Annotated in this window: 15 protein-coding genes; 6 read left to right on the top strand and 9 right to left on the bottom strand. The window is 67.1% G+C overall.

The genetic code is table 11. The features are described from left to right. Positions 1-101: 101 nt before the first annotated feature. From IE075_RS12295 to IE075_RS12285, 3 genes are all read right to left on the bottom strand, one after another. Entirely contained in the window at positions 102-656 is a 555-nt protein-coding gene (locus IE075_RS12295) for a hypothetical protein (RefSeq protein ID WP_189456956.1), read from the bottom strand. Positions 657-675: 19 nt separating this feature from the next. Continuing rightward, positions 676-1,626, bottom strand: a complete 951-nt coding sequence (locus IE075_RS12290; protein WP_189456954.1) for an electron transfer flavoprotein subunit alpha/FixB family protein — start codon at positions 1,624-1,626, stop codon at positions 676-678. A 92-nt stretch (positions 1,627-1,718) separates the two neighbouring features. Next, the gene (locus tag IE075_RS12285; protein ID WP_189456952.1) at positions 1,719-2,471 is read right to left on the bottom strand and encodes an electron transfer flavoprotein subunit beta/FixA family protein; all 753 of its coding nucleotides are present in this window, start codon (positions 2,469-2,471) and stop codon (positions 1,719-1,721) included. Positions 2,472-2,619: 148 nt separating this feature from the next. On the opposite strand from IE075_RS12285, the gene IE075_RS12280 reads away from it, so the two are divergent. From IE075_RS12280 to IE075_RS12265, 4 genes are all read left to right on the top strand, one after another. Then, positions 2,620-4,032: a mannose-1-phosphate guanylyltransferase/mannose-6-phosphate isomerase gene (locus tag IE075_RS12280; protein ID WP_189456949.1), complete on the top strand. Its 1,413-nt coding sequence runs from the start codon at positions 2,620-2,622 to the stop codon at positions 4,030-4,032. Between the two features lie 88 nt (positions 4,033-4,120). Next, complete coding sequence (locus IE075_RS12275) at positions 4,121-4,849, top strand: CoA transferase subunit A (protein ID WP_425489375.1); 729 nt, start codon at positions 4,121-4,123, stop codon at positions 4,847-4,849. Between the two features lie 12 nt (positions 4,850-4,861). Continuing rightward, complete coding sequence (locus IE075_RS12270; protein WP_189456947.1) at positions 4,862-5,491, top strand: CoA transferase subunit B; 630 nt, start codon at positions 4,862-4,864, stop codon at positions 5,489-5,491. Positions 5,492-5,724: 233 nt separating this feature from the next. Then, positions 5,725-8,037 carry a reprolysin-like metallopeptidase gene (locus tag IE075_RS12265; protein WP_229792503.1) on the top strand — a complete coding sequence of 771 codons (2,313 nt, stop codon included), beginning with the start codon at positions 5,725-5,727 and terminating at the stop codon, positions 8,035-8,037. A gap of 79 nt (positions 8,038-8,116) precedes the next feature. On the opposite strand, the gene IE075_RS12260 is transcribed toward IE075_RS12265, so the two are convergent. Then, entirely contained in the window at positions 8,117-9,739 is a 1,623-nt protein-coding gene (locus tag IE075_RS12260) for an electron transfer flavoprotein-ubiquinone oxidoreductase (protein WP_189456942.1), read from the bottom strand. 96 nt (positions 9,740-9,835) lie between these two features. Here IE075_RS12260 and IE075_RS12255 point away from each other — a divergent pair, with 96 nt between their 5' ends. Further along, on the top strand, positions 9,836-10,429 hold the full coding sequence (locus IE075_RS12255; protein WP_189456940.1) for an alpha-ketoglutarate-dependent dioxygenase AlkB family protein: 594 nt from the start codon (positions 9,836-9,838) through the stop codon (positions 10,427-10,429). Here the strand turns inward: IE075_RS12255 and IE075_RS12250 are convergent. The 4 genes from IE075_RS12250 to IE075_RS12235 form a co-directional block, all read right to left on the bottom strand. Then, positions 10,426-11,076, bottom strand: coding sequence for an ABC-type transport auxiliary lipoprotein family protein (locus tag IE075_RS12250; RefSeq protein ID WP_189456938.1), 651 nt, complete (start codon positions 11,074-11,076; stop codon positions 10,426-10,428). The genes IE075_RS12255 and IE075_RS12250 overlap by 4 nt on opposite strands. After that, complete coding sequence (locus IE075_RS12245) at positions 11,073-11,999, bottom strand: MlaD family protein (RefSeq protein ID WP_189456936.1); 927 nt, start codon at positions 11,997-11,999, stop codon at positions 11,073-11,075. The genes IE075_RS12250 and IE075_RS12245 overlap by 4 nt, the downstream gene beginning before the upstream one ends. A 132-nt stretch (positions 12,000-12,131) precedes the next feature. After that, positions 12,132-12,908: an ABC transporter ATP-binding protein gene (locus IE075_RS12240; protein WP_189457267.1), complete on the bottom strand. Its 777-nt coding sequence runs from the start codon at positions 12,906-12,908 to the stop codon at positions 12,132-12,134. A gap of 114 nt (positions 12,909-13,022) precedes the next feature. Continuing rightward, entirely contained in the window at positions 13,023-14,135 is a 1,113-nt protein-coding gene (locus IE075_RS12235) for an ABC transporter permease (RefSeq protein ID WP_189456934.1), read from the bottom strand. A gap of 108 nt (positions 14,136-14,243) precedes the next feature. On the opposite strand from IE075_RS12235, the gene IE075_RS12230 reads away from it, so the two are divergent. Continuing rightward, positions 14,244-15,497: a threonine/serine exporter family protein gene (locus tag IE075_RS12230; protein ID WP_189456932.1), complete on the top strand. Its 1,254-nt coding sequence runs from the start codon at positions 14,244-14,246 to the stop codon at positions 15,495-15,497. A 194-nt stretch (positions 15,498-15,691) separates the two neighbouring features. Here IE075_RS12230 and IE075_RS12225 read toward each other — a convergent pair whose 3' ends face one another. Then, positions 15,692-16,075: an H-NS histone family protein gene (locus IE075_RS12225; protein ID WP_189456930.1), complete on the bottom strand. Its 384-nt coding sequence runs from the start codon at positions 16,073-16,075 to the stop codon at positions 15,692-15,694. Positions 16,076-16,202: the final 127 nt, after the last annotated feature.

Below are 16,202 nucleotides of genomic sequence, written 5' to 3'. Positions count from 1 at the left end.
GTGTTCAGGCGTCCAGCGCGGCCACGAACTCTGGGGTCACGGCGCCCGACGTCGCAATGCAAGTGGCCCGAGCCGCATGCCCAGGACACCAGCCAGCGGGGTCAGCGTGCGCGTGTCACTGTGTAGGACTCGACGCGGACTCGCGCCCCTTCGCTTGCGCGCACACGGACCTCGAGCGCAGGAGTTTCGCGTGCCAGTTCAAAGTCCAGAGACGCAAGCGGGCCGGACGCTTCAGCATCTTTGACCACGGCTTCCGCAAACGCCTTGCCCCGGCTGCTGACATCGACCGTAATGCCCGCTACGCCTGGAGCGTCTAGGTGGCCGTTGAGGGCAAGACGGTAGCGGCCGGGCGCCAACGTCGCATACGGCCCGAATAGGACGAAGCCCGGCTTGCCGGTGGACGTCAGCGCATCGCCCTCCACGGTAGCAGCCTCAGGTTGGAATGCGGCCTTGTCCGCGACCACATTCGACTGCAGATGATCCACGGCTGGGTTTGGCGACGGCGGGACGATCACGGGCGAGCGGGAGGGAATCGCGGCTTCCGCCGCGGCCGCGTCCGCCCGCGCGCTGTTTTCTGGCTTCGCGGCCTCATGGCTGCATGCCCCCAGGGTTGCCATGAGCGCGAGTGCGCAGGCCAGCTCCACCGATGTCGTCACAGTGCTAGCCTCACGGGCATTATTGAGAGTTCACAAGACGGGCGAGCTCGGGAAGAGCTGTAAACAGATCCCCCGCCAACCCGATATCCGCGATCTCAAATATCGCCGAATCCGGATCCTTGTTGATCGCCACGATCGTGCCCGCATCCTTGATGCCGGTCAGATGCTGGATCGCCCCCGAAATGCCGACCGCGATGTAAAGCTCCGGCGCAATGATCTTGCCGGTCTGTCCGACCTGCAACTCGTTCGGAACATAACCAGCATCCACCGCGGCCCGCGACGCGCCAACGGCCGCACCGATCTTGTCGGCGAAGTCGTAGATGATCTTGAAGTTCTCAGCCGAGCCGACGCCGCGGCCGCCCGAGACGACGCGCTTGGCGCTCTGGAGGTCCGGACGGTCGGAGCTGCCGGCCGTGAGGCCAACGTAGCGCGTGTGCGCTGGCAGGGCCGCGTCGACGCTGGCGGCCTCGACGGCTGCGCTGTTGCCACGCGCTGCCTCGGACCACGACGCCGTGCGCACGGTCGCCACGACCGGGCGGTCGGCGGGTGCTTCAACCGTCACGATCGCGTTGCCGGCATAGATCGGGCGCTTGAACGTGTAGGGGCCTTCGACGGCCATGAGGTCAGACACTTGGTTGACGCCGAGCAGTGCGGCAACACACGGCATCAGGTCCTTACCAAACGTCGTGCTCGGGCCGAACACATGCGAGTAGCCGGCTGCCAGCGCGGCAACCTGCGGCGCAAGCACTTGCGCGATGGCGCGTGCGTTTGCGTCGTTCGCGACCGTCAACACGCGCGAGACACCGGCGATCTGCGCAGCCTCGCTTGCAACCGCGGTGGCGTCACCCGCGCCGAGCACGGCGATATCGATCGCCTCGGCGCCCAGCGCCTGCGCGGCCGAAACGCACTTGGCCGTGGAGGCGTTGAGCTTGCCGTCGAGGTGTTCGGCGACGATCAGAACCTTGGACATCGTGGAATCTCCGCTGTGCGACCGCGGCGCCGGGGGGCGGCTCGTCGGTTGCAGGGCCCGGATCCGGGCGGGAAGGCATCAAAAAGCGTGGATCAGAGCAGTCCGCGCGACTTCAGTGCGGCGACAAGCTCGGCCGCGTCCTTGACCATGATCCCCTTGCTGCGCTTCGGGGGCGGGGCGTACTGCGTCGTCTTGAACCCGGCGCCCGTGTCAACGCCGAGGTCGGCGAATGCGAGCGTCTCCAGCGGCTTGCTCTTGGCCTTCATGATGTCGGGCAGCTTGATGAAGCGCGGCTCGTTGAGGCGCAGATCCGTCGTGACGACGGCCGGCAGGTCGACCTCCAGCGTCTCGAGGCCGGCATCGACCTCGCGCACCACGGTCGCCTTTCCGTCAGCGACGTCGAGCTTGCCGGCGAACGTCGCCTGCGGGCGGCCCCAGAGCGTGGCAAGCATCTGGCCGGTCTGGTTCGCGTCGTCGTCGATCGCCTGCTTGCCCAGGATCACGAGGTCGGGCTGCTCGCGTTCGACGAGCTTGAGCAGCGTCCGGGCCGCAGCGAGCGGCTGCACGTCAGTGCCGGGCTCCACGACGACGTGGATGGCGCGGTTCGCACCCATTGCGAGGCCATTGCGCAGGTGCGCCTGGGCATCGGCCGGCGCGATCGTGGCGACGACGACTTCGGTCGCGATGCCCTTGTCGCGCAGGCGCAGCGCCTCTTCCAGTGCGATTTCGTCGAACGGGTTCGCCGAGAGCTTGACGCCTTCAGTCACGACGCCGGTGCCGTCCGGCCTGACCTGGATGCGGACGTTGTAGTCCACGACTCGCTTGTAGCCGACGAGGATCTTCATCGGGTCGGGGTCCTTTGGGAGTGCGCGGCCGCGGCGGCCGGGACCGCGCATTCTAGCCGAGCGCGTGGATGCGCGCAGTCACACACGACGCATGAGCGCCGCCAGTGCCCGGTATCATTCGCGCCCATCTCCATAGCAGGATCCGCAGATGCTCGTCCCCGTCATCCTCAGCGGCGGCAGTGGCACCCGGTTGTGGCCGCTGTCGCGCAAGAACCAGCCCAAGCAGTTCCTGCCGCTGGTTGGCGAACGCTCTTTGTACGAGGAGACGTTGCGCCGGGTCTCGAGCCTTCCGGGTGCGGACGGTTCGATCACGGTCTGCAGCGAAGACCATCGTTTCACCGTTGGCGAGCAGTTGCAGGCTATCGGCGTCAAAAGTGGCGGTATCGTGCTCGAGCCCGTCGCGCGTAACACCGCGCCAGCGATTGCACTCGCCGCGATGCATGCCCTTGCCCGGGACTCGGAAGCGACGCTGCTCGTGCTCCCGGCCGATCACCTCATTGAGGACGAGGCCGCGTTCCGCACCGCGATCGACACCGCGCGCACGCTCGCCGACGACGGCTGGCTCGTCACGTTCGGCATCCGCCCCGACTACCCCGAGACCGGATACGGCTACATCCTGAGTGGCGACGCACTTGTCGATGGCGGGCACCGCGTCGCGCGCTTCGTGGAAAAGCCTGACCTCGCCACCGCCGAACGCTACGTTGCCGAGGGCTCGTACGCGTGGAACTCGGGCATGTTCCTCTTCAAGGCGCAGCGCTATCTCGACGAGCTCGCGCGTTTCGCGCCGGCGATGCTCGACGCGGTCCGCGCGGCATACTCGAGCGCGTCGAAGGATCTCGATTTCATCCGCATCGACCGCGATGCGTTCGCGGCCAGCCCGAACGACTCGATTGACTACGCGGTGATGGAAAAGACCGACCGTGCCGCCGTCGTGCCCGTGAGCTGTGGCTGGAGCGATATCGGCTCATGGTCGGCGCTATGGTCGGTCGCCCAGCGCGACTCGGATGGCAACCGCCACGAGGGCGACGTGATCTCGGTCGACACGCGCGGCAGCCTCGTGCGCGCATCGGATCGCCGGATGATTGCCACGCTCGGCGTCGAGGACCTCGTCATCATCGACACGCCCGACGCGACGCTGGTCGCGCGCAAGGACCGCGTGCAGGACGTCAAGACGCTCGTCGACCGGCTCGCCGCCGACGGCCGCACCGAGCACCTGTTGCACCGCAAGGTGTATCGGCCCTGGGGCAGCTACGATTCAATCGCGGTGGGTCCGCGCTTCCAGGTCAAGCGCATCGTGGTGAAGCCGGGCGCGGCGCTGAGCCTGCAGAAGCACGCGCAGCGCGCGGAGCACTGGATCGTGGTGTCGGGCACCGCGGAAGTAACCTGCGACGAGCGCGTATTCGAGCTGCACGAGAACGAGAGCACGTTCATTCCGCTCGGCAGCGTGCATCGGCTGCGCAACCGCGGAAGCGAGCCGGTGGAGCTCATCGAGGTGCAGTCGGGCGGCTATCTCGGTGAGGACGACATCGTCCGACTGGAAGACGTATACGGCCGTTCCTGACCGGCGTTGCGCGCGCTGCCCGAAAGGGCAGTGCGGCATTGCACGCGGTGCACGCTAGACTTCCGCGTCCCCGCACAGGAGTCGATCGATGACCGCCCCGATGCCCGCAGGCACCGCGAAGAGCAAGCTGTATCCGAGCGCAGAAGACGCATTGCGCGGCGTCGTCGCCGATGGCCAGACGCTTGCCGTCGGCGGTTTCGGTCTGTGCGGCATCCCGGAGGCCCTGATCGCCGCACTGCGCGACTCGGGCGTGAAAGACCTCACCGCGATCTCGAACAACGCAGGCGTCGACGGCTTCGGCCTCGGCCTGCTGCTGTCGACGCGGCAGATCCGCAAGATGATTTCGTCGTACGTCGGCGAGAACAAGGAGTTCGAGCGCCAGTACCTCGCTGGCGAGCTCGAGCTCGAGTTCAACCCGCAGGGCACGCTCGCCGAGCGCCTGCGCGCCGGCGGCGCTGGAATCCCGGCGTTCTTCACGCGCACTGGCTACGGCACGATCGTCGCCGAGGGCAAGGAGACGCGCGAGTTCGACGGCCAGATGTACGTGATGGAGACCGCGCTGCGCGCCGACGTGTCGCTGGTCAAGGCGTGGAAAGCCGACAAGGCAGGCAACCTCGTCTTCCGCAAGACCGCGCGCAATTTCAACCCTGCCTGCGCGATGGCCGGCAAGGTCTGCATCGCCGAAGTCGAGGAGATCGTCGATATCGGCGCGATCGACCCGGACCACGTGCACCTGCCCGGCATCTACGTTGATCGCATCGTCCACAACCCGGCGCCTGAAAAGCGCATCGAACAGCGCACCGTGCGCGCCGCCTGAGGAGAACGAACCATGCCCTGGACCCGCGACCAGATGGCGCAGCGCGCCGCGCAGGAACTCACCGACGGCGCTTATGTGAACCTCGGCATCGGCCTGCCGACGCTAGTGGCGAACTTCATTCCGGACGGAATGGACGTGTGGCTGCAGAGCGAGAACGGCCTGCTCGGCATCGGTCCATTCCCGACCGAGGACGAGGTCGACGCCGACCTCATCAATGCCGGGAAGCAGACTGTCACCGCGCGGCCCGGTGCCAGCTACTTCGGCAGCCACGACAGCTTCGCGATGATCCGCGGTGGCCACATCGACCTCGCGATCCTCGGCGCGATGCAGGTCACCGACAAGGGCGACCTCGCGAACTGGATGGTGCCCGGCAAGATGGTCAAGGGCATGGGCGGCGCAATGGACCTCGTCGCTGGCGTCAAGCGCGTGGTCGTGCTGATGGAGCACACCGCGAAGAACGGCGAGCACAAGGTGGTGCCGGAATGCACGTTGCCGCTGACGGGCGTGGGCGTGGTGAACCGGATCATCACGGAGCTCGCGGTGATGGACGTGACGCCGCAGGGGCTGCGGCTGGTGGAGTGCGCGCCTGGCATCGACATGGACGAGCTTCGGACGCGTACCGGCGTGAAGCTGACCGGCTGATTCTTCGACGAGCCTGAACGCGGGCTCGTCTCCGGCGTCGCTCTTTACCCGAAAATTGCGGAAGACGCCACACAACCAGGGCGAGGCTCATTGATTCGGGCCCGGAGTGGTCGCAGAGTGCGGTTACCTGTTGAGGTATCGCGCATATGCAAGCTCGCCCGCTGATTCGAACCCTGCCTCTCGCGCTCGCTCTGTTCGCTATCGGGTGCGCAGATGATTGGCGCCCGGTCGACATGAATGGCGCAGCTGCCGGCCCGGCGAGCCGCGCGACGCCGACGCGGATTTCCGGTGCGCCGGTGGGCGTGCCGATGTCCGGCGCATCCCGGTCACCTGCGGTGGGCTTCGCCCGCCTGCCGGACCGTGGAGACTTGGTCGGATACCCAACAAAGCGTGTGGAGCGTCGGGACGGGGCCTACACTTGGCACCGGGCGGACTTGAGCGAGGCACACGCGCTTGCGGCGATTGCCGACGGCTCGCTGCGGATTACCACGCCGTCCGGGCAGCCGCTCGACTTCGTCTATGAGCGACACGTCGAGCATCCGAGCGGCGACTGGACCTGGGTCGGGCGCCTCGCCGGCGGCAGCGCCGCAGACGAAGTCGTGCTCACCTTCGGCGACAAGGCCGCGTTCGGTTCGATCTCACAGCCCGGCGGGGAGGCACTGCGCTTGACGATACGCGACGGTGCCGCTTGGCTCGTCGAGACCGATCCGACGCGTGTCGCGGATATCCACAACCGTGCGACGCAGCCCGACGGTCTGGACTACCTGGTGCCACCTGCGAGCGCGGCGTCCCGCGAGGCCGCTGAGGTCAGTCCTACCATGGCGTCGGCGCCGACGGCCGCCGCTGCAACCGCCTCTTCGGGTCCTGTGATCGATCTCGTCCTGGGTTACACGCCCGGATTCGCGGCGATGTACGGCGGCCAGTCGCAGGCGGTGACACGCCTGAACAACATGGTCGCGATCACTAATGAGACGTATGCGAACAGCCAGATCACCGGACGCGTACGACTCGTGCACACGCTGCAGGTCAGCTATGCGGATAACACCGACAACGGCGACGCGCTGGAAAAGCTGACGGGCTACAAGTCGGGCACGGGCTGGATCACCGCAGACCCGGCATTCAGTGCACTCCGTGCCGCGCGTGATCAATACGGTGCGGATCTCGTGTCAGTGGTGCGGAAGTTCAACGATCCCGAGAACGACGGGTGCGGCATCGCGTGGATGATCGGCGGCGGTGGCTCGCGCGTGGATACTGGTGACGAGCCGTTCGGCTATTCGGTGGTCAGCGATGGCGAGGACCAGGGCACAGACGGCAAGACTTACTTCTGCCGGCATGAGACGCTCGCGCACGAGATCGGCCATAACCTGGGCTCGCAGCACGACAAGGCGACTGCGACCAAAGACGGCAAGGTCAGTCAAGGCGCACACTCGTACTCATTCGGCTACAAGACCGATTCCTCAAACGGAAATTTTTATACCGTAATGGCCTACGGAGACTCGGGGCAGACACGTTACCGGGTGTTCTCCAATCCGCGGGTCACGCTCTGCGGAAGCCGCGTCTGCGGCGCAGTAGACCAAGCAGACAATGCGCGCAGCCACGATCAGACCATGCCGGTGATTGCCCAATTCCGAGCGCAGGTGGTGAGCGACTCTGTTCCTCCAGTGGTAGCAAACCGCGTCGATGGGAATGCGAGCGATTTCGATGCTGACGGCCGGGCCGACCTGCTGTGGCGTCTGGGCAGTACGTCAGAGTGGGCCGCGTGGCTGATGAAAGGCGCTGTGAGATCGGAAGGCTTCGGGCTTAATGCCGGCTCGGGGTGGCAAGTTCTCGCATCCGGCGACTTCAACGCTGACGGTCGTCTCGACATCATCTGGCTTAGTGACACATACCAAATGCAAATGTGGGTGGGCGGCAGTGCCGGATTCTCGGGCGTCTCGATGCAGGCTTACCCCGAGGGTTGGAGCGTAGCTGCAGTCGGAGATGTTGACGGGAACGGAACGTCGGACATCGTGTGGCGTAATGCTGCAGGCCAATACCTCGCCGTTTGGCTGATGCAGCGAGAAAAAGTAATCGGTTCAAGTAGCTACCAAGCTTCGGCCGGCTGGAACGTTATTGGAAGCGGGGACCTCAACGGTGACGGTCGGCTGGAGCTGATTTGGACCGACGGAGTGAGCATGCAGGCGTGGTCCAGTCAGGGAAGCCACGGCTTCGCGGGCCTTGTGTTGCCTAACTATCCTTCAGGCTGGACCTTGATTGGTGTTGCCAACTCTGATCTGGACCGAAAAGGGGATCTTTATTGGCATCATATTTATTCTGGCCAGCTAGCCATTTGGCGGATGGATGGGGCGACTCGCATCCAAGGGTTGGGGTACACGGGCGGGCAAGCGTGGCGGCCCCTCCAGGTATCTGATTTCTCGGGCGACGGCGTAGCGGATGTCGTTTGGACAGACGGTGTGGCCATGCAATTGTGGACGGCCAATGGAGCAAGCTTTACGGGGCAAATGATGCCTTCCTACCCGACAGGCTGGTCAGTTATTCGGCGCTGAAGCTTGAAGGGTCGTGGTCCATAGTCGCCGTGTGCATAAATGCCGAGGGGGCGTTTTAATCGTGACGGGTCGTCCTTTGTTATAGATTTTGATAATTCGGCCCCGAACCGCCCTCTGGCGTCACCCAGTTAATAATCTCGTACGGATCCTTAATGTCGCAGGTCTTGCAGTGCACGCAGTTTGCGGCGTTGATCTGCAGGCGCTTGCCCGTGTCGGCGTCGTCGACAATTTCGTAGACGCCAGCGGGGCAGAAGCGGGTGCAGGGGTTGCCGTATTCGACGGTGCAGCGCTCGATGCAGATGGACGTATCGAGCACGTGCAGATGGACCGGCTGATCCTCGTCGTGCTCGGTTGCGGCGAAGTAGACGGCGGCAAGGCGGTCGCGGGGCGCGAGTTCGCGCTCTACGTACCCGCGGTCGGGCGTCTCATACTCGGCCAGCTTTTCCATCTGGCACCAGTCGGGCTTGTTGTGCCAGGTCCACGGCGACCGGCCGCGGGTGACCGTCTCCCAGCCCGCGTTGAGCATTCCGAACCAGAGCCCCTTCTTGAAGCCGGGCTTGATGTTGCGCACCGTGTGCAGCTCGGCCATCACTTCGGAGCCGCGCAGTTTCGCGTCGAAGCCCGCCGGTGAGAGTTGCGATGCCACCAGGTGTTCGGCGGCGAGCATGCCCGAGCGGATCGCCTGGTGCGTGCCCTTGATCTTCGGCACGTTGAGCAGGCCGGCGGTGTCGCCGATGAGGATCGCACCGGGCATTTCCAGGGTCGGCAGCGACTGCCAGCCGCCCGTCACAATCGCGCGTGCGCCGGCGGAGACGATGTTGCCGCCCTCGAGCAGCGGCTTGACCATCGGGTGGTTCTTCCACTGCTGGAAGGCCTCCCACGGCTTGTACTCCGGGTCCTTGTAGTCGAGCCCGCTCACGTAGCCGACCGCGACGCGCCCTTTGTCGAGGTGGTACATGAAGCTGCCGCCGTAGGTCGCGGTGTCGGCCGGCCAGCCGAGCGAGTGCACGATCTTGCCGGGCGTCACGCGGTCCTCCGGCAACTGCCAGAGCTCCTTGATGCCGATCGAGAACGTCTGCGGGTCGTGGCCCTTGTCGAGCTCGAACTGGCGGATCAGGCGCTTCGTGAGGTGCCCGCGCGCGCCCTCGGCGAGCACCGTGACCTTCGCGCGGATATCGATGCCGGCCGTGTAACCGGGCTTGTGCGAGCCGTCCTTCGCGATGCCCATGTCGCCGATGCGCACGCCGATGACGGCGCCGGCCTCGTCATGCAGCGTCTCGCTCGCGGAGAAGCCCGGGTAGATCTCGACGCCGAGCGCCTCGGCGTGCGGCGCAAGCCACGCGCACATCGCGCCCAAGCTCACGATCACGTTGCCGTGGTTGTTCATGCCGGGCGGGACGGGCAACTTGCGGCCGCCGTCGCGGGTGAGCAGCCAGAACTCGTCCTCGGTCGCCGGCACGCAGATCGGCGGCGGGTTGTCGCGCCACTTCGGCAGCAGCTCGTCGAGCGGGCCGGTCTCGATGACCGCGCCCGAGAGGATGTGGGCGCCGATCGTCGAGGCCTTCTCGATCACGCAGACCGAGATGTTCGGATCGATCTGCTTGAGCCGGATCGCGAACGCGAGGCCCGCCGGGCCCGCGCCGACGGTGACGACGTCGTACTCCATGACATCGCGTTCGACTTCGGCGGGGGACTCGCTCATTGCATGCTCCGATGTGATGCCTGGACCGTGGATTGTCGCGGTTTGGGTGCGGTCGCGCCAAATCGACGCGCGACGACGCGTGCTAGCGTCCCGCGCATGCCGTTGACCGCGCTGCCGCTGCCCGACGCCGAGCTCGCCTTTGACCCGCAGTGGCTGCTGCCGGCGCAGGCCGATGCGCTGCTCGCGTCACTGCGCGACACGATCGCATGGCAGGTGCATCGGGTCCGTCTATTCGGGCGCGAACACCGGGCCCCGCGGCTCAGTGCATGGATCGGCGACGCCGACGCGGCGTACGGCTACTCGGGCACGCGGCACGTCCCGGCGCCGTGGCCGGCGGCGCTCGGACCGGTGCGCGAGCGGCTGCGCGATGCGCTCGGCGTCGACTTCAACGGCGTGCTCGCGAACCTCTACCGCGACGGTAGCGACACGATGGGCTGGCACGCCGATGACGAGCGCGAACTCGGACCGGCGCCGGTCATCGCGTCGCTAAGCCTCGGTGCGACGCGGCGCTTCGTGCTCAAACACCGCACATGCGCGGACGTGCGCCTCGCAATCGAGCTGCCGCACGGCAGCCTGCTGGTGATGTCCGGCGCAACGCAGCAACACCACCGCCACGCGCTGCCCCGCACCGCGCGGCCCATCGGCGAGCGCCTCAACCTGACGTTCCGGCGAATCGCGCAGCCCGGTTAGCGTTTGGTCTCGTGCCGGTGCGCCTGGCCCGCGGTCAGCGCCCAGCCCGCGATGTCGTGCCCGGCGTCCGCAAGCGCGGCGCCGAATGCATCGACGACGACCGGGACTTCGGTGCTGGCCGCCGGTTGGGTCTGCACGAACGTGCGCGAGGCGACCACGCGGTCGTCGATCGCATGCAGCAGCTTTGCGTTGATCTCGACGACCGCAGCGGGCGTCGCTGCGCCGCGGTAGTCGGACTCGAAGCGACGCAGGTCCAGCACGAGCCGGTAATCGGCGTTGACGCCGCTGCCGACGCGCGCGACGGCGCCGACCTTGTTCGACGACTCGAGCGTGCGCAGCACCACGTCCTCGACCATCTCGGTCGGTCGACGGGCCCAGTTCGCGTCCTTGTAGACCTGCAGCTCGTTCGGCTGCGGGCGCACGGCGATGCGCTGGCTGTCGGTGACCGCGGTGGCACTCGTGGTCGACACCACCAGCTGCCACGGCGCCTGCGGCCACGCGGCATCGGCGCGCACCGCGGGCGTGGGTGCGTAGATGGCATTGCGATCGTTGCCGCCGCCAACCAGCGAGGCGCAGCCGGCGAGGGCGAGTGCGCCGGCAAGGGCGGCGGTGCGGGCGAGTGTGCGGAAGCTGGGCGGGGCGTTCATTGCGGTTCGAACTCCTTCGGGGCGTCGCGGCCGAGCAGGTAGTTCGCGCCGCCGGCGTCGAGACGATCGGTGACGCGGCGCAGGTCGCGGATCAGCACGCGCAGTTCGGTGAGCGTCGGGCCGACCTGCGCGAGGCCGTCGCGCGTGAAGCTGCGGATCGGCGCGCGGTTCTCGTCGACGATCGTCTGCGCGCCTTCGGCGGTCGCTTCGAGCTTGGTGAGCGTGCGGTCGAGTTTGGTGACAAGCGCGGGCAGCTCGTCGACGAACTCGCGGTCGAACTCGGTGATCACGCCGTTTGCGTTGGCGACGGTCGCCTCGAGCGTGCGGCTGGCTTCGCGCGTGTTTTCCATGATCGCGCGCAGGTCGTCGCGCTGCGCGGCGACGGTGGAACTCACCGATTCGATGTTTTCGAGCGTGTTCGACACGCGTGCGACGTTCTCTTCACTGAGCAGGCGATCGAGGCGCGCCACCAGGCGGTTCGCGGTGTCGGCGATGTTCTGCAGTGCGGACGGTTCGGTGCGGATCACCGGCACTTCGCGGCGGTCCGCCTCGACGAGCAGCGGCGCGCGCGGGCTGCCGCCGGTAAGCTGGATGAACGGCGAGCCCGTGATGCCGCTCATCGACATCTTCGCGCGCGTGTCGGTCTTGACGGGCGCATCGGCCTGCACACGCAGCGTCGCAAGCACGCGGCGCGGGTCTTGCGGCGACAGGCGCAGCTCGTCGACGGTGCCCACCGCAATGCCGTTGTATTGCACGAGGCTGCCCTCCGACAGACCCGTGACCGGCTCGTCGAAAACGACGGAGTAGGTCTGCCAGCTGCGTTCGGACGAGTACTTCGCCGCCCAAAGCGCGAACAGCAGCAGCGACGTCGTCGCCAGCAGCGTGAACGCTCCGATCAGGACGTGGTTCGCTTTGGTTTCCATGGTCGAGAGCCGGGAAGCGGAACGGAGGGTGCGTCAAACGAGCGGTGTGGGCGGGGTCCATGATGCATGCCGGCCCGTCCTCGCCATGCGAGCGCGTGGACGACGGATCGGGCCGGAGACAGCGGCATCGGGCTACTGCCCATCGTCCCAACTCGCTTTGGCGACCTGCGCGGCGCGGGCGCGCGGGCCGTGGAAGTACTCGCGCACCCACGGGTGATCGAGCGCTTCGATCTCCGCGATCGGGGCGTTCGCGACGACGCGCCGGTCGGCGAGCACGGCGACGCGGTCGCAGATCGCGTAGAGCGTGTCGAGGTCGTGCGTGATCAGGAACACCGTGAGCCCGAGCGCCTGCTGCAAGGTGCGGATCAGGCGGTCGAACGCGGCGGCGCCGATCGGGTCGAGGCCGGCGGTGGGCTCGTCGAGGAACAGCAGTGGCGGGTCGAGCGCGAGCGCACGAGCCAGGCCTGCGCGCTTGCGCATGCCGCCGGACAGCTGGGACGGCAGCTTATCGAGTGCGTCGGCCGGCAGGCCGGCAAGCTTGACCTTGAGCAGCGCGAGCTCGTAGCGAAGCGAGTCGGCCAGCTCACGGTGGTGCTCGCGCAGCGGCACCTGCACGTTCTCGCCGACGGTGAGCGACGAGAACAAGGCGCCGTCCTGGAACAGCACGCCGGTGCTGCGTTCGATGCAGCGCCGCGACTCGATGTCGTCGCTGCGCGCGTCGATGCCGAGCACTTCGATCTCGCCGGCCTGCGGCGTCCGCAGCCCGAGGATCGAGCGCATCAGCACCGACTTGCCGGTGCCCGAGCCGCCGACCACGCCGAGGATCTCGCCGCGATGCACGTCGAGATCGAGGTCCTCGTGTACGACCTGGTCGCCGAATCGGTTCACGAGGCCGCGCACCCGGATGATCGGCTCACGCGACCGGCCGCGCGTGCCGGTCGGCGCCGCCGCCGTGTCCGGATCAGGCCGACGCGGCGCGGCGGTGGGGTCGAGTCCCGATTCGTCGATCACGGCGCCGGCTCCTCAGAAACCCACTTGCATGAACCAGATCGCGAAGAACGCGTCGAGAATGATCACGAGAGAGATCGCCTGGACGACCGACGAGGTGGTGCGCTCGCCGACCGACTGTGCGGTGCCCTCCACCTGCAGGCCTTCGAGGCAGCCGATCAGCGAGATCACGAGCGCGAACACGGGTGCTTTCACGAGCCCGACGATGAAGTGCTTGACCTCCATCGTGTCCTGCATGCGCGCGAGGTACTGCGGCGGCGCGATGTCGAGCCCGTATGCGCCGACCGTGAGGCCGCCGAGCAGGCCGGCGATCATTGCGATGAACGTGAGCAGCGGCAGCATGACGAGCAGGGCGAGTACGCGTGGGATCACGAGCAGGTCGACCGGGTCCATGCCGAGCGTGCGGACCGCGTCGACTTCCTCGCGGCTGACCATCGCGCCGATCTGCGCGGTGAACGCGCTGGCCGTGCGGCCGGCGAGGATGATTGCGGTCAGCAGCACCGCGAACTCGCGGAGAAACGCGATGCTCACGAGTTCGACGACGTAGATCGTCGCGCCGAACTCTTCGAGGATGCTCGCGCCGAGGAACGCGACGACCGCGCCGACGAGGTAGCACAGCAGCGCGACCAGCGGCACCGCGTCGAGCCCGACCTGCTCCATGTGGAAAACCGTCGCCGTCAGCCGGAAGCGCGAGGGCTCGCGTAGCGTTCGACCGAGCTTGACCAGCACTTCGCCGAAGAAACCCACCAGCGCGATGATTTCGCGGTAGTTGTCGGTCACGGCGTCGCCGAGGCGGCCGAGGGCGGCGGCAATGCCGTACTCACGCTTGCCGCGCGGGCGATCGTCGGCCACGTCGTCGATCGCACTCACGAGCGCGCGGTGTTCCTCATCGAACTCGAATGCGTCGAGCGCAAGGCCGCGCTTGTGCGCAAAACGCATCAGCTGCAGCACGCCAAGAGAATCGAGCCGATCCACCTCACGCGCATCGATCCGTTCGACTGTCGCCGGCACCTCACCGAGCCGCGCGCCGATCGCCGTCGCGTGCTCGAGCGTCCACTGGCCCGATAGGCGCAGCCGCGCGGGCTCGTCGACATGCGTCTGCGGCGGTTGCGGGGCGGGAGCGGCCATCGGTCTCGCGGTGCGTCGGTGCCGGGAGCATACAAGGAAGCCTGCAGCGCCCCGTGACCGACACGAAATTGCAACGGAGCCTCGTCGCGCCCATGCGATGCTTGCCCAATGCCGACCCCCGTCTGTCCGAGCACGGCCACCTACGCCGACCGCATCCGCTTCGTCATCGAAATCGCGCGCCGCCTGCACGCCTACGGCACCACCGCGCAGCGCCTGGAAGCCGCGCTCACCGCGGTCGCGCACAAGCTCGGGCTCGAGTGCCAGCCGTGGTCGAACCCGACCGGCATGATCCTGACCTTCAGCGACCCGAGGCAGCGCGGCATCGGCGTTGCGGAAACGACGCGTGTGCTGCGCCTGCCGCCGGGCGAGAACGACCTCAAGCGGCTGGCCGAGATCGATCGCATCGCCGAGGACGTGCTCGCAAGCCGGATCGACATCGAGAGCGCGCTCGCGGCAATGGAAGCGCTGGACCGGCCGCCCGCGCACCGCGCGCGTGCATTGCAGGTGTTCGGCTTCGGTCTTGCGGCCGCGTCGGTCGCGGCGCTGCTGCGGCTGCCGTGGCTCGACATCGCGGTGGCCGCGTTCAACGGGTTTGCGATCGGGCTGCTCGTGCAGGCCTCGGACTTCAAGCCGCGCCTCAAGGAGGGGCTGGACGCGGTGGCGGCGACGTTCGCGGCGATCGTCGTGGTGCTCGTGGCGTCGTTCATTGCACCGCTGAACCAGAACACGGTGATCATCGCGTCGCTGATCGTGTTGTTGCCGGGCCTGGCGCTGACGAACGCAGTCAACGAGCTCACCAGCCAGCATCTGGTCTCGGGCACCGCGCGCTTCGCCGGCGCGGTGACGACGGTGATGCAGCTCGCGGTCGGCACATTGGTCGGGCTCTATCTGATGCAGCTCGCGGGGCTTGACCCGCAGGTGCGCGCATCGAAGCCGCAGCCGCTCTGGATGGAATGGGCGGCGCTCGCGGTCGCATCGTTCGCGTTCGCGGTGCTGTTCCGCGCCGACCGCCGCGATTACCTCAAGGTCATGGCGGCAGCGGCGGGTGGTTATCTGATTTCGCGCATGGGCGGGCTTGCGTTCGGCAGCCCCGCCGGCGTGTTTCTCGCGGCGCTGTCGATGACCGTGCTCGGCAATGCCTACGCACGCTGGTGGAACCGCCCGGGGGCAATCATCCGCGTGCCCGGCATCATCATGCTGGTGCCGGGCAGCGCGAGCCTGCGTGGCCTGCTGAGCCTGATCCAGCAGCAGGACATGATCGCGGGGCAGCAGGCGCTGCTTGCGGTGCTGAATATCCTGCTCGCGCTCGTGGCGGGGCTTCTGTTCGGAAACCTGCTGCTGGCGCCGCGACGCAATCTCTGAGGTCGGGGCGGCTGCCGGGCGCCGCGCGGGCGGCGGCGCGTAATGGCGCCCGAAACCCGGCCAGGCTTTAACGCGCGCCTGGGCAATTCACGGGAAACCACGCCCTGGCCCGTTTACGAGGGATGGGTGCCGCGGTGGTCCCGCAATGAAAAACGCCGGCGCGAGGCCGGCGTTTCTCGGATGGAGCGGGTCGATTACTGGATCTTGAACTCGTCCAGGCTGCGGCCCTGGCCCGTATAGGCCGCCAGCCACCGCGGCTGCTTGCCGCGGCCGCTCCAGGTTTCGTCCGGATTTTCAGGGTTGCGGTATTTCGGCGCGACCTTGCTGCCTTTCGCTGCCGACTTGCGCGCTGCGGCCTTCCCGGCTTTCGGCCCGCGCGGTGCGCCTTCCCCGCGGCTCGAGCTGCCGGTGCCGAACAACTCCTCCACCGAATACCCCTCTGCGCGCGCCAGCTGGGTGAGTTTGTTGCGCACGGTCGCAATCGGCTTGCGCTTGGCGAGCGTGGTGCGGCGCTTTTTCGCCTGGTTGATCAGCGCGTCGAGTTCTTTCGCGGACAGGGTGTTGATATCGATCGCCATGAGGCTCTCCGAAAACGGACAGGGAATACCGGGTTTATCGGCGCCCAACGGCGCGGCGCCGCCATACTAATGGCGGCGCCGGTTCGGTGTAAATGATCTCGATAATCTCCGGATAATCAATCCGGTG

It is taken from the genome of Cognatilysobacter bugurensis (assembly GCF_014652095.1).
GTDB classification, from domain to species: Bacteria; Pseudomonadota; Gammaproteobacteria; order Xanthomonadales; family Xanthomonadaceae; genus Cognatilysobacter; species Cognatilysobacter bugurensis.
The sequence above is the reverse complement of the archived record's forward strand: the minus strand, read 5'-3'. Positions and strand labels throughout refer to the sequence as shown.